This window comes from Mesorhizobium sp. M1B.F.Ca.ET.045.04.1.1 (assembly GCF_003952465.1).
GTDB lineage: Bacteria > Pseudomonadota > Alphaproteobacteria > Rhizobiales > Rhizobiaceae > Mesorhizobium > Mesorhizobium shonense.
The window spans coordinates 5,034,377-5,047,794 of sequence record NZ_CP034448.1 but is presented as its reverse complement, the minus strand read 5'-3'; the positions used below and the strand labels follow the sequence as shown (position 1 = coordinate 5,047,794).

The 13,418-nt window shown below is 63.6% G+C and carries 10 protein-coding genes; 3 read left to right on the top strand and 7 right to left on the bottom strand.

From position 1 onward, the window contains the following. Window positions 1–9 precede the first annotated feature (9 nt). Entirely contained in the window at window positions 10–480 is a 471-nt protein-coding gene (gene rpsG / locus EJ071_RS24925) for a 30S ribosomal protein S7 (protein WP_027170372.1), read from the bottom strand. 62 nt (window positions 481–542) lie between these two features. Beyond that, complete coding sequence (rpsL, locus tag EJ071_RS24920) at window positions 543–914, bottom strand: 30S ribosomal protein S12 (RefSeq protein ID WP_006202128.1); 372 nt, start codon at window positions 912–914, stop codon at window positions 543–545. 138 nt (window positions 915–1,052) lie between these two features. Between rpsL and EJ071_RS38690 the strand changes: the two genes are divergently transcribed. The 3 genes from EJ071_RS38690 to EJ071_RS24905 all read left to right on the top strand — a co-directional run bounded on the left by EJ071_RS38690 (window position 1,053) and on the right by EJ071_RS24905 (window position 2,802). Continuing rightward, on the top strand, window positions 1,053–1,379 hold the full coding sequence (locus EJ071_RS38690) for a hypothetical protein (protein ID WP_189521205.1): 327 nt from the start codon (window positions 1,053–1,055) through the stop codon (window positions 1,377–1,379). Beyond that, on the top strand, window positions 1,376–1,657 hold the full coding sequence (locus tag EJ071_RS24910; RefSeq protein WP_126100235.1) for a transcriptional regulator: 282 nt from the start codon (window positions 1,376–1,378) through the stop codon (window positions 1,655–1,657). Before EJ071_RS38690 ends, EJ071_RS24910 begins: the two co-directional genes overlap by 4 nt. Before the next feature lie 200 nt (window positions 1,658–1,857). Continuing rightward, complete coding sequence (locus EJ071_RS24905; RefSeq protein ID WP_126100234.1) at window positions 1,858–2,802, top strand: Gfo/Idh/MocA family oxidoreductase; 945 nt, start codon at window positions 1,858–1,860, stop codon at window positions 2,800–2,802. 22 nt (window positions 2,803–2,824) lie between these two features. Here EJ071_RS24905 and EJ071_RS24900 read toward each other — a convergent pair whose 3' ends face one another. The 5 genes from EJ071_RS24900 to rplJ all read right to left on the bottom strand — a co-directional run bounded on the left by EJ071_RS24900 (window position 2,825) and on the right by rplJ (window position 13,262). Then, entirely contained in the window at window positions 2,825–3,490 is a 666-nt protein-coding gene (locus EJ071_RS24900) for an O-methyltransferase (RefSeq protein WP_126100233.1), read from the bottom strand. A 77-nt stretch (window positions 3,491–3,567) separates the two neighbouring features. After that, a complete protein-coding gene (rpoC, locus tag EJ071_RS24895) occupies window positions 3,568–7,764 on the bottom strand; it encodes a DNA-directed RNA polymerase subunit beta' (RefSeq protein ID WP_126100232.1) in 4,197 nt (1,398 codons plus the stop codon). A 145-nt stretch (window positions 7,765–7,909) separates the two neighbouring features. Continuing rightward, window positions 7,910–12,046, bottom strand: coding sequence for a DNA-directed RNA polymerase subunit beta (rpoB, locus tag EJ071_RS24890; RefSeq protein ID WP_126100231.1), 4,137 nt, complete (start codon window positions 12,044–12,046; stop codon window positions 7,910–7,912). Window positions 12,047–12,308: 262 nt separating this feature from the next. Continuing rightward, entirely contained in the window at window positions 12,309–12,689 is a 381-nt protein-coding gene (rplL, locus tag EJ071_RS24885; RefSeq protein WP_126100230.1) for a 50S ribosomal protein L7/L12, read from the bottom strand. A gap of 54 nt (window positions 12,690–12,743) precedes the next feature. Next, the gene (gene rplJ, locus EJ071_RS24880; RefSeq protein WP_126100229.1) at window positions 12,744–13,262 is read right to left on the bottom strand and encodes a 50S ribosomal protein L10; all 519 of its coding nucleotides are present in this window, start codon (window positions 13,260–13,262) and stop codon (window positions 12,744–12,746) included. Window positions 13,263–13,418 lie beyond the last annotated feature (156 nt).

Below are 13,418 nucleotides of genomic sequence, written 5' to 3'. Positions count from 1 at the left end.
GTTCGCGCTTTACCAGCGGTAGTGCGCGAAGGCGCGGTTGGCTTCCGCCATCTTATGGGTGTCTTCACGCTTCTTGACGGCGGTGCCGCGGTTGTTGGCCGCGTCCATCAGCTCGCCGGACAGGCGGTCGACCATGGTGGTCTCGTTGCGGTTGCGCGCGGCGGCGATCAGCCAGCGGATGGCCAGCGCCTGACGGCGCTCGGGGCGCACGTCGACCGGAACCTGGTAGGTGGCGCCGCCGACGCGGCGCGAGCGCACTTCCACATGCGGCGCGACATTGTCGAGCGCCTGATGGAAGACGGTGACCGGCTCCTGCTTGGTCTTGGCCTGGACCTGGTCCAGCGCGCCGTAGACGATCGTCTCGGCAACCGACTTCTTGCCGTCATACATGACGGCGTTCATGAACTTGGTGACGATCAGGTCGCCGAACTTTGGGTCCGGGTTGATCTCACGCTTTTCTGCACTGTGACGACGGGACATGGCTCTTGTCTCTCAATCTCGGGGCACGGCGCAGTCAAAAAAAGCGCCGAAGCCGGAAACCCTTACTTCGGACGCTTGGCACCGTATTTCGAACGGCGCTGCTTGCGGTTCTTCACACCCTGCGTGTCGAGCACGCCGCGGATGATGTGATAGCGGACGCCCGGCAGATCCTTGACGCGGCCGCCACGGATCATGACCACCGAGTGCTCCTGAAGGTTATGGCCTTCGCCCGGGATGTAGCCGATCACTTCGAAACCGTTGGTCAGGCGAATCTTGGCGACCTTGCGCAGCGCCGAGTTCGGCTTCTTCGGCGTCGTGGTATAGACGCGCGTGCAGACGCCCCGCTTCTGCGGGTTCTGCTGCATGGCCGGGACCTTGTTGCGCTTCACCGGCGCCAGGCGCGGCTTGCGGATCAGCTGGTTGACGGTAGGCATTAAACCCTCTTGTCTCTCAATTCCGTGTCTTGCCCTGTCAGGGCCGCTCAAAGCGTCATTTCCATACGCAAATTCGGGCAACACACCGCGTCTCGCGGTCCTGCCCGAACAAATTGCAGAGGAAGCGGAAGCCGCTTCATGCGCGCCGGAGATGTCTTTTCGCTCGTAAAACGAACCCTGTTTGAGGCAAACTCCAAGGCGCGTCGCCTCGGAAAGGCAAGTCTCACATCGGTTCTGACGGGGCGGCTTCTACTCGCAAGGTCGCTATCCGTCAACCCCGGAACGGCAAATATTGCGCCCGATCCGGAGCTTGGCAGCCATGCGAGAAACGCATGTAATTTTCTTGCGCCTTTTTTCAAGGACGAGGAAGAAAGTGACCGGCTTCCGGCTGTCTTCTCAGCCGGCTTCGTGCAAGAAGGCGGCATGAATGGCAAAACCCCCTCTTCCGGAGGAATCAGCCCGTGAACGACAATGAAGAGCGTCCGGTCACCATCATCACCGGCCGGGTCTGGCGGCGCAAGGGCGGCAAGCCGGAAGGCGTGCATGTGATGCTGGTCGCGCCCGACGATGATTCTGCCGTGCGCCGCGCGCTCGAATCGCTCGCGGCCGAAGGATTCGCGGAAGCCGAGCTGGACCAGATCGGCGACATGGAGGGCGCGCCCGACGAAGAGCCGCATCTATCGGCTTATCAGGGCGCGCTGGAAGGCGAAGTGTCGATCGTCACCTTCGACGAACCGGTCTGATTCCCGAAGGCGATCGCGAGATCGCGATGCGTCTGGCTTGCCGGACCCTTTTTGTCTTGCCTAAGGCGCATCGCGATCTTTCAGTTTCGCTCAGCGCGCTTTAGGTTTTGATTTTGCGCATGTCTTCGCCCCGAAACCGGTTCCCGCTTTCGGGAGACATGCTTTAGAAACACCCACCTCTTCCAATCCTCGGAGTTCCCATGACCAGCAATCCCACCAGGCTCGGCCCCATCAAGCTCGGCATAGTCGGCGTGGGAAAGATCGTCCGCGACCAGCATCTTCCCGCCCTGGCGAAGGACGCCAACTACCAGCTAGCCGCCGCGGCCAGCCGCCACGGCAAGGTCGATGACATCCCGAACTATCCGACGATCGAGGCGATGCTCGAGGCCGAACCCGGCCTGGAAGCCGTCTCGCTCTGCATGCCGCCGCAGTTCCGTTACGACGCGGCGCGCACGGCGCTCGAAGCGAGGAAGCATGTCTTCCTGGAAAAGCCGCCGGGCGCAACCGTCAGCGAGGTCGAGGACCTCAAGGCGCTTGCCGTGAAGAACGGCGTCTCGCTCTTCGCCAGCTGGCATTCGCGCTATGCCCCGGCGGTCGAAGCCGCGCGCGCCTTCCTCGCCTCGGCCAGGATCAGCTCGGCCGCCATCAACTGGAAGGAAGACGTGCGCCGCTGGCACCCGAACCAGGAATGGATCTGGGCGCCGGGCGGTTTCGGCGTGTTCGATCCCGGCATCAACGCGCTGTCGATCGCCACCCACATCCTGCCGCCGATGTTCATCACCTCGGCCGTGCTCGACTTCCCCGAGAACCGCGCGTCGCCGGTCGCGGCGCATGTCAGCTTCCGCACCTCGAACGGGCTGCCGGTGACGATGGAGCTCGACTGGCTGCAGACCGGTCCGCAGAGCTGGGACATCCTGGCCGAGACCGACAAGGGCAAGATGGTGCTTTCGGGCGGCGGCGCAAAGCTCGCCGTCGACGGCAAGATCGTCCATGACGAGCCGGAAGCCGAATATCCGATGCTCTACAGGCATTTCGCCGAGATCGTGCGGGCCGGCGTCTCCGACGTCGACCTGGCACCGCTGCAGCATGTCGCCGATGCCTTCATGCTCGGCAAGCGCAACGTGGTCGAGGCATTTTTCGATTGAGTTGACGGGACTGGCGGGCCAGTCAGTCCACGATGGCGATGGCGAAGCCGTCATAGCCCTTGGCGCCGACGGTCTGGATGGCGGTGCCGTCCAGCCGCTTTTCGCTGCCAATGAAGGAAAACGCTTCGCGGGCGCCCTCGACATTGGCATCGCCGCTGTCCTTCTTCACGACCGCGCCGTCGCGGATGACGTTGTCGCAGACGATCACAGTTCCCGAGCGTGACAGCCGCATGGCCCAGGTGAGATAATTCGGGTTGTTCGGCTTGTCGGCGTCGATGAAGATCAGGTCGAACGGACCGGCATTTTCGCTGGCCAACGCCGCGAGCGACTGAAGCGCGGGGCCGAGACGCAGATCCACCTTATCGGAAACCCCTGCCCGCTCGAAGTTCAAGCGCGCGACCTCGGCGTGATGCGGGTCGAGCTCCAGCGTCACGACCTTGCCGTCTGCAGGCAATCCCCTTGCCATCCAGATGGTCGAATAGCCGCCAAGCGTGCCGATCTCGAGCACCTTTTTCGCACCGCGTATCCGCACCAGCAGCGACAGAAGCTTGCCTTGCGCGGCGGAGACGTCGATCGCCGGCAGGCCCTGGTCCCGGTTGGTTGCCAGCACCGCGTCGAGGGCGGGATCGGTCTCGAAGAGCGAGGAAACAATGTAGTCGTCGACAGCCGTCCAGGTCCTGCTGCTCATGGTTCTCTTCCTCGCTGAGCCAAAATGCGGAAAGGGGCCACGCGGGCCCCTTTCCTTCTTTTCTTCTCGTCCCGCGCTTACTGCGCGGCATTGACCATGTTGGTCAGCATCGGCTCGGCGACCTCGACGCCCGAGGCCTTGCGGCGCTCGTCGATGATGAGCTCGTCGCGCGAGGTGGCGATGCGCCGGATCTGGCTCATCGTGCCGCCGGTGCCGGCCGGGATCAGACGGCCGACGATGACGTTTTCCTTCAGGCCCTGCAGCATGTCGGTCTTGCCGGCAACTGCAGCTTCGGTCAGCACCCTGGTCGTCTCCTGGAAGGAGGCGGCCGAGATGAAGGACGGCGTCTGCAGCGAGGCCTTGGTGATGCCGAGCAGCACCGGCTGGCCTTCGGCCGGCTTCTTGCCGTCCTCGATCAGCCGCTCGTTGACCTCTTCCAGCTCGATCACGTCGACGTGGTCGCCCGGGATGTAGGTCGAGTCGCCCTGCGTGGTGATCTCGACCTTCTGCAACATCTGGCGAACGATCACCTCGATGTGCTTGTCGTTGATCGACACGCCCTGCAGGCGGTAGACTTCCTGTATCTCGTTGACGAGGTAGGACGCAAGCGCCTCCACGCCCTTGATGGCCAGGATGTCGTGCGGCGCCGGGTTGCCGTCGAGGATGTAGTCGCCCTTCTCGATGACGTCGCCGTCCTGGAGGTGGAACGGCTTGCCCTTCGGGATCAGGTACTCGACCGGCTCCAGCGTCGAGTCATGCGGCTCGATGATGATGCGGCGCTTGTTCTTGTAGTCGCGGCCGAAGCGGATCGTGCCATCGATCTCGGCGATGATGGCGTGATCCTTCGGACGGCGAGCCTCGAACAGTTCGGCCACGCGCGGCAGACCACCGGTGATGTCCTTGGTCTTGGCGCTTTCCATCGGGATACGCGCAAGCACGTCGCCCGGACGGACATGGGCGCCCGGCTCGACCGAGAGGATGGCCTCGACCGAGAGCAGGAAGCGCGCATCGCCGCCCTTCGACAGCTTGCCCACCTTGCCCTTGGCGTCCTGAACGACGATCGCCGGCTTCAGGTCGCTGCCGCGCGGCGTCGAACGCCAGTCGATGACCTCGCGCTTGGTGATGCCGGTCGACTCGTCAGCCGTTTCCTGAACGGAGATGCCGTCGACCAGATCCTCGAACGCCACCTTGCCCTCGATTTCGGTGAGGATCGGGCGGGTGTAAGGATCCCACTCGGCGATGCGCTGGCCGCGCTTCACCTTGTCGCCATCGTCCACGAAGATGCGCGAGCCATAAGCGACGCGGTGCGTGGCGCGCTCCTTGCCGGCCTCGTCGAGGATCAGAACCGCCATGTTGCGGCCCATGACCATCTGCTGGCCTTCGGAGTTGCGCACCACGTTGCGGTTGCGGATCTCGACCTTGCCCTCATAGGAGGCTTCGAGGAACGAAGAGTCCACCACCTGCGCGGTGCCGCCCATGTGGAAGGTGCGCATGGTGAGCTGGGTACCCGGCTCGCCGATCGACTGCGCCGCGATGACGCCGACAGCCTCGCCCTGGTTGACGGGCGTGCCGCGGGCAAGATCGCGACCGTAGCAGACCGCGCAGACGCCGGTCCTGACCTCGCAGGTCAGCGCCGAGCGGATGCGCACCGACTGCACGCCGGCCTTCTCGATCTGCTCCACGTCGCGCTCGTCCATCAGCTTGCCGGCCTTGACCAGCAATTCGCCGGAAACCGGGTGGTTGATGTCGTCGAGCGCCGTACGGCCCAGCACACGCTGACCGACCGAAGCGACGATCTGGCCGGCATCGACGATCGGCTGCATGGTGAGGCCCTTGTCGGTGCCGCAATCCACCGAATTGACGATGCAGTCCTGCGCCACGTCGACCAGACGACGGGTGAGGTAACCCGAGTTCGCCGTCTTGAGCGCGGTGTCGGCCAGACCCTTGCGGGCGCCGTGGGTCGAGTTGAAGTACTCGAGCACGGTGAGGCCTTCCTTGAAGTTCGAGATGATTGGCGTCTCGATGATCTCGCCCGAAGGCTTGGCCATCAGGCCGCGCATGCCGGCGAGCTGGCGCATCTGGGTGGGCGAACCGCGCGCACCCGAATGCGACATCATGTAGATCGAGTTCATCGGCTTCTGACGGCCGTTGTCCTCGAACTCGACGGCCTTGATGCGGGCCATCATCTCGTCGGCGACCTTTTCCGAGCACTTGGCCCAGGCGTCGACCACCTTGTTGTACTTCTCGCCCTGGGTGATCAGGCCGTCATTGTACTGCTGCTCGTACTCCTTGGCCAAAGCCTCGGTGTCGGAGACCAGCTTCAGCTTGGTGTCCGGGATCAGCATGTCGTCCTTGCCGAACGAGATGCCGGCGCGGCACGCATGGGCGAAGCCGAGGGCCATGATGCGATCGCAGAAGATGACCGTCTCCTTCTGACCGCAGTGGCGGTAGACGGTGTCGATCATCTTGGAGATGTTCTTCTTGGTCATCTCCTGGTTGGCGGTCTCATAGGGCACGTTGACGTTCTTCGGCAGCAGCTCGCCGATAATCATGCGGCCAGGCGTGGTGTCGTAGATCTTCGACACAACCTTGCCGTCGGCGTCGACCGTGCGGAAGCGGCCCTTGATCTTGGCGTGCAGCGTCACGGCCTTGGTCTCCAGCGCATGCTGGAGCTCGCCCATGTCGGCGAACACCATGCCTTCGCCCGGCTCGTTCTGGTTGACGATCGACAGATAGTAGAGACCGAGAACCATGTCCTGCGACGGCACGATGATCGGCGCGCCGGAGGCCGGGTGCAGGATGTTGTTGGTCGACATCATCAGCACGCGGGCTTCGAGCTGCGCTTCCAGCGACAGCGGCACGTGGACCGCCATCTGGTCGCCGTCGAAGTCGGCGTTGAAGGCCGTGCAGACCAGCGGATGCAGCTGGATCGCCTTGCCTTCGATCAGGATCGGCTCGAACGCCTGGATGCCGAGGCGGTGCAGCGTCGGCGCGCGATTCAAGAGCACCGGATGCTCGCGGATGACCTCGTCGAGGATATCCCAGACCTCCGGACGCTCCTTCTCGACCAGCTTCTTCGCCTGCTTGACGGTCGAGGAGAAGCCCTTGGCGTCGAGGCGGGCGTAGATGAAGGGCTTGAAAAGTTCCAGCGCCATCTTCTTCGGCAGGCCGCACTGATGCAGCTTGAGCTCCGGACCGGTCACGATGACCGAGCGGCCGGAATAGTCGACGCGCTTGCCGAGCAGGTTCTGGCGGAACCGGCCCTGCTTGCCCTTCAGCATGTCGGACAGCGACTTCAGCGGACGCTTGTTGGCGCCGGTGATGACGCGGCCGCGGCGGCCGTTGTCGAAGAGCGCGTCGACGGCTTCCTGCAGCATGCGCTTTTCGTTGCGCACGATGATGCCCGGCGCGCGCAGCTCGATCAGCCGCTTCAGGCGGTTGTTACGGTTGATGACGCGGCGATAGAGGTCGTTGAGGTCGGACGTCGCGAAGCGGCCGCCATCCAGAGGAACCAGCGGGCGCAGGTCCGGCGGGATCACCGGAACCACCTTCATGATCATCCATTCCGGACGGTTGCCGGATTCCATGAAGTTCTCGACGACCTTGAGCCGCTTCAAGAGCTTCTTCTGCTTGAGCTCGGACGAGGTCGAAGCCAGCTCCGAGCGCAGGTCGCCGGCGATCTTCTCCAGGTCCATGCCGGCAAGCAGGTCGTGGATGGCCTCGGCGCCGATCATGGCGGTGAACGAATCCTCGCCATACTCGTCGACGGCCAGCATGTACTCTTCCTCGCTGAGCAGCTGATGCTCCTTCAGCGCGGTGAGGCCGGGCTCGGTGACGATGTAGTTCTCGAAGTAGAGGACGCGCTCGATGTCCTTCAGCGTCATGTCGAGCAGCGTGCCGATGCGCGAGGGCAGCGACTTCAGGAACCAGATGTGGGCGACGGGCGCGGCGAGCTCGATATGGCCCATGCGCTCGCGGCGGACGCGCGACAGCGTGACTTCGACGCCGCACTTCTCGCAGATGACGCCCTTGTACTTCATGCGCTTGTACTTGCCGCACAGGCACTCATAGTCCTTGATCGGACCGAAAATGCGCGCGCAGAACAGACCGTCACGCTCCGGCTTGAAGGTGCGGTAGTTGATGGTCTCCGGCTTTTTGATCTCGCCGAACGACCAGGACAGAATCTTCTCAGGGCTGGCGAGCGAGATCCGGATGGAATCGAACACCTGCGCAGGCGCCTGGGGGTTGAAGAGATTCATGACCTCTTGGTTCATGCCGTTCTCCTTTTCGGGGTCCTCGAAAACCCCTTGCATCGAGCGCGGACCGAATGCCCGCAGACTGGCCGGCCTGACCGGCCGAGAATTTGAGGGGCGCGCCGCGTGGTTTTGCGGCGCGCCATTGCCTTACTCGGCTGCGCCCCTATTCGGCAGCATCTGGCAGCCGGACCTGGGCTTCGTCGAACTTGGTGTTCTCCAGTTCGACATTGAGGCCGAGCGAGCGCATTTCCTTGACGAGAACGTTGAAGCTCTCGGGGATGCCCGCTTCGAACGTGTCGTCGCCTCTGACGATCGCTTCGTAGACCTTGGTGCGTCCGGCGACGTCGTCCGACTTCACCGTCAGCATCTCCTGCAGCGTGTAGGCGGCGCCGTAGGCTTCGAGCGCCCAGACCTCCATCTCGCCGAAGCGCTGGCCGCCGAACTGCGCCTTGCCGCCCAGCGGCTGCTGGGTGACGAGCGAGTACGGACCGATCGAGCGCGCGTGGATCTTGTCGTCCACCAGGTGGTGAAGCTTGAGCATATAGATGTAGCCCATCGTCACCTTGCGATCGAACGGCTCGCCGGTGCGGCCGTCATAGAGCTGCGACTGACCGCTGGTGTGCAGGCCGGCCTGCTCCAGCATGGTGTTGATGTCGGCCTCGTGCGCGCCGTCGAACACCGGGGTCGCGATGGAGACGCCGCGGCGCATCTGCTCGCTGAGGCGAACGATGCTCTCGTCGTCGTAGTTGCGGATCGGCTCGTTGCGGTCGTTGGAAGGCATGAAGCTTTCCAGCGTCTTGCGCAGCGGCTTGATGTCGCCGCCCGACTTGTAGGCGTCGATCAGTTCGCCGATCTTCCTGCCCATGCCGGCGCAGGCCCAGCCAAGATGCGTCTCCAGGATCTGGCCGACATTCATGCGGCTCGGCACACCCAGCGGGTTGAGCACGATATCGGCATGCGTGCCGTCCTCGAGGAAAGGCATATCCTCGACCGGAACGATGCGCGACACGACACCCTTGTTGCCGTGACGGCCGGCCATCTTGTCGCCCGGCTGCATCTTGCGCTTCACCGCCACGAAGACCTTGACCATCTTCATGACGCCCGGAGGCATCTCGTCGCCGCGCTGCACCTTCTCGACCTTGTCCATGAAACGCTGCTCGAGCGCCTTCTTGGAGTCGTCGTACTGGCCGCGCAGCGCTTCCAGCTCGCTCTGGAGCTTCTCGTTCTCCACGGCGAACTGCCACCACTGCGAGCGCGGATACTCGTCGAGCGTGTCCTTCGACAGCTTCGAGCCCTTCTTGAAGCCCTTCGGTCCGGCGATCGCCTCCTTGCCGACAAGCATGTCGGAAAGGCGCGAGTAGACGTTGCGGTCGAGGATCGCCTGCTCGTCGTCGCGGTCCTTGGCCAGGCGCTCGATCTCCTCCCGCTCGATCGCCATAGCGCGCTCGTCCTTCTCGACGCCGTGGCGGTTGAAGACGCGCACTTCGACGACCGTGCCGAAGGTGCCCGGAGGCATGCGCATGGAGGTGTCGCGAACGTCGGACGCCTTCTCGCCGAAGATGGCGCGCAACAGCTTTTCTTCCGGCGTCATCGGGCTTTCGCCCTTCGGCGTGATCTTGCCGACCAGGATGTCGCCCGGCTGCACTTCCGCGCCGATATAGACGATGCCGGCCTCGTCGAGGTTCTTCAGCGCTTCTTCCGAGACGTTCGGAATGTCGCGCGTGATTTCCTCCGGCCCGAGCTTGGTATCGCGGGCCATGACCTCGAACTCCTCGATATGGATCGAGGTGAAGACGTCGTCGGCCACGATGCGCTCGGAGAGCAGGATCGAGTCCTCGTAGTTGTAGCCGTTCCACGGCATGAACGCGACCAGCACGTTGCGGCCGAGCGCCAGATCGCCGAGCTCGGTCGACGGACCGTCGGCGATGATGTCGCCCTTGTTCACCCGGTCGCCCACACGCACCAGCGGACGCTGGTTGATGCAGGTGTTCTGGTTCGAACGCTGGAACTTCATCAGCCGGTAGATGTCGACGCCGGACTTGCCAGGGTCGAGATCTTCCGTGGCGCGGATGACGATACGGGTGGCGTCCACCTGGTCGACCACGCCGCCGCGGCGGGCGCCGATGGCGGCGCCCGAGTCACGGGCGACGACCGGCTCCATGCCGGTGCCGACGAACGGCGCCTCGGCGCGCACCAGCGGCACGGCCTGACGCTGCATGTTCGAGCCCATCAGCGCGCGGTTGGCGTCGTCGTTCTCGAGGAACGGAATGAGCGCCGCTGCCACGGACACCATCTGCTTCGGCGACACGTCCATCAGGTCGACGTTCTCGCGCGGCGCCATCATCACCTCGCCGGCATTGCGGCAGATGACGAACTCGTCGACGAAGCTGCCATGCTTGTCGAGCTCGGCATTGGCCTGCGCGACATGGTGCTTGGCCTCTTCCATCGCCGACAGATAGACGACTTCGTTGGTCAGCTTGCCGTTGACGATCTTCCGGTACGGGCTCTCGATGAAGCCGTACTTGTTGACGCGCGCGAAAGTCGCGAGCGAGTTGATCAGGCCGATATTCGGGCCTTCCGGGGTCTCGATCGGGCAGATGCGGCCGTAATGCGTCGGGTGCACGTCGCGCACCTCGAAGCCGGCGCGCTCGCGGGTCAGACCGCCCGGTCCAAGCGCCGACAGCCGGCGCTTGTGGGTGATCTCCGACAGCGGGTTGGTCTGGTCCATGAACTGCGACAGCTGCGAGGAGCCGAAGAACTCGCGCACGGCGGCGGCCGCCGGCTTGGCGTTGATCAGGTCCTGCGGCATGACCGTGTCGATCTCGATCGAGGACATACGCTCCTTGATCGCGCGCTCCATGCGCAGCAGGCCGACGCGGTACTGGTTCTCCATCAGCTCGCCGACCGAGCGCACGCGGCGGTTGCCGAGATTGTCGATGTCGTCGATCTCGCCCTTACCGTCGCGCAGTTCCACCAGCGTCTTGACCACGGCCAGGATGTCTTCCTTGCGCAGCACGCGCACGGTGTCCTCGGCCTTGAGCTCGAGGCGCATGTTCATCTTGACCCGGCCGACGGCCGACAGGTCATAGCGCTCGCTGTCGAAGAACAGCGAGTTGAACATGGCTTCGGCGGTCTCGAGCGTCGGCGGCTCGCCCGGACGCATGACGCGATAGATGTCGAACAGCGCGTCCTGGCGACTCTCGTTCTTGTCGACGGCCAGCGTGTTGCGGATGTAGGCACCGACATTGACGTGGTCGATGTCGAGGATCTGGATCTCGTCCTCGCCGGTGCCGAGCAGCACTTTCAGCGTCTTGTCGTCGATCTCGTCGCCGGCCTCGAGGAAGATCTCGCCGGTGGCGTAGTTGACGATGTCCTCGGCCAGGTAGTTGCCGAGCAGGTCCTCGTCGGTCGCCTTGATCGCCTTCAGGCCCTTTTCGCCGAGCTGGCGGGCCTGGCGGGCGGTGATCTTCTTGCCGGCCTCGACGACGATCTCACCCGTGTCCGCGTCGACCAGGTCGCCGACGGCCTTGAGGCCGCGGAAACGCTCGACGTTGAACGGGATGCGCCAGTGGTCGCCGGCGCGCTTGTAGGTGATCTTGTTGTAGAAGGTCGACAGGATCTCCTCGCCGTCCATGCCGAGCGCCATCAAGAGCGACGTCACCGGAATCTTGCGGCGGCGATCGATGCGGGCGTGCACGACGTCCTTGGAGTCGAACTCGATGTCGAGCCACGAGCCGCGATAGGGAATGACGCGCGCGGCAAACAGAAGCTTGCCCGACGAGTGCGATTTGCCCTTGTCATGGTCGAAGAAGACGCCCGGCGAGCGGTGCATCTGCGAGACGATGACGCGCTCGGTGCCGTTGACGATGAAGGTGCCGTTCGACGTCATGAGCGGCATGTCGCCCATGTAGACGTCCTGCTCCTTGATGTCCTTGATCGACTTGGCGCCGGTATCCTCGTCGATATCGAACACGATGAGGCGCAGCGTCACCTTCAGCGGCGCGGCATAGGTCAGGTCGCGCTGACGGCATTCGTCAACGTCGAATTTCGGTCCTTCGAACTCATACTTCACGAATTCCAGCATCGAGGAGCCGGAAAAATCGGAGATCGGGAAGACTGACTTGAAAACAGCCTGCAGTCCTTCGTCAGGACGACCGCCCTTGGGCTCGTCCACCATCAGGAACTGATCATAGGATGCCTTTTGAACCTCGATCAGGTTCGGCATCTCCGCAACTTCCGGGATCTTTCCGAAGAACTTGCGTACGCGTCTGCGGCCATTGAAAGTCTGGGTCTGGGCCATCGTCGCTCCTTAGCTCAAAACTCGGGACGAACCTCGCCGCGGTTCGCCTTGCACCAACGGGCCGCCTCGCCGGCTGCCCCTGTCTGTTTTTCCGGCTGCCGGTCCAATTGCTTGGCGGCTGCCGGCTAAAACGGGAGAAAACCCGTTTCCTGAAGGCCGCTTCCGGCCCTCAGGAAAGAGGTTTTCAAACGCCTCGCGCAACGCATGCCTCCCTTCGTCAAGGGAGGGGGGCGGACGGCGCGAGACCGTCCGCCCTCGCCTGTTACTTCAGCTCGACCTTGGCGCCAGCTGCTTCCAGCTGAGCCTTGAACTTGTCGGCGTCGGCCTTGGAAACGCCTTCCTTGACCGGCTTCGGAGCCGCTTCGACCAGGTCCTTGGCTTCCTTGAGGCCGAGGCCGGTGATGGCGCGGACTTCCTTGATGACGTTGATCTTCTGGGCGCCGGCGTCGGCGAGAACGACGTCGAATTCCGTCTTCTCTTCGGCCGGAGCGGCAGCAGCGCCAGCACCACCAGCAGCAGCGGCAACAGCCACCGGAGCGGCGGCCGAAACGCCCCACTTCTCTTCCAGGAGCTTCGACAGCTCGGCCGCCTCGAGGACGGTCAGCTTCGAAAGGTCATCTACGATCTTCGCGAGATCAGCCATTTGTATATTCCTTTACTAGGTTCGAACGTGTGTTGTTGACAGCGAGGAACGGCCTCATGCCGCCTCGTCCTTCCGGGCGTAAGCGCCGATGACACGCGCGACCGAAGCCGCGGGCGCATTGACGATCTGGGCGATCCGGGTTGCCGGCGTGGCGATCATGCCAACCAGCTTGGCGCGCAGCTCGTCGAGCGACGGAAGTGTGGCGAGTGCCTTCACACCGTCGGCATCGAGCGAGGTCGAGCCCATCGCGCCGCCGAGAATGACCAGCTTGTCATTCCCCTTGGCGAAATCGGACGCGACCTTCGGCGCCGCAACCGGATCCTCCGAATAAGCGACCAGCGTCTGTCCCTTGAACAGATCGATGATCGATGCGGAGTCCGTGCCCTGAAGAGCGATCTTGGCGAGACGGTTCTTCGCGACTTTGACGGTGCCACCGGCGGCGCGCATCTTCGACCGAAGGTCGTTCATTTGCGCGACGGTGATACCGGCGTAGTGGGCCACGACGACTGAACCCGCGCTCGAGAACGCTTCGTTCAGGCCCGTGACGAGTTCGCGTTTTTCCGCTCTGTCCACTGCCTATCTCCAGTTGACCCCTGCCTCATTCACGAGGTCAGAAGTCGGGTTGCCTTTTGCCGGCCGGGCCATCCAAAAAATGGATCTCCCGAACGGCGCTCGAGGATCCTGCCCCCTTTCGCCACACCTACGGCCAAGCCGGCGATGCGCTGACAA

What these genes read in the sequence shown, in the direction of transcription:
- rpsG (WP_027170372.1), bottom strand. Translation starts at nt 480, where the DNA reads ATGTCCCGTCGTCACAGTGCAGAAAAGCGTGAGATCAACCCGGACCCA.
- rpsL (WP_006202128.1), bottom strand. Translation starts at nt 914, where the DNA reads ATGCCTACCGTCAACCAGCTGATCCGCAAGCCGCGCCTGGCGCCGGTG.
- EJ071_RS38690 (WP_189521205.1), top strand. Translation starts at nt 1,053, where the DNA reads ATGCGCGCCGGAGATGTCTTTTCGCTCGTAAAACGAACCCTGTTTGAG.
- EJ071_RS24905 (WP_126100234.1), top strand. Translation starts at nt 1,858, where the DNA reads ATGACCAGCAATCCCACCAGGCTCGGCCCCATCAAGCTCGGCATAGTC.
- EJ071_RS24900 (WP_126100233.1), bottom strand. Translation starts at nt 3,490, where the DNA reads ATGAGCAGCAGGACCTGGACGGCTGTCGACGACTACATTGTTTCCTCG.
- rpoC (WP_126100232.1), bottom strand. Translation starts at nt 7,764, where the DNA reads ATGAACCAAGAGGTCATGAATCTCTTCAACCCCCAGGCGCCTGCGCAG.
- rpoB (WP_126100231.1), bottom strand. Translation starts at nt 12,046, where the DNA reads ATGGCCCAGACCCAGACTTTCAATGGCCGCAGACGCGTACGCAAGTTC.
- rplL (WP_126100230.1), bottom strand. Translation starts at nt 12,689, where the DNA reads ATGGCTGATCTCGCGAAGATCGTAGATGACCTTTCGAAGCTGACCGTC.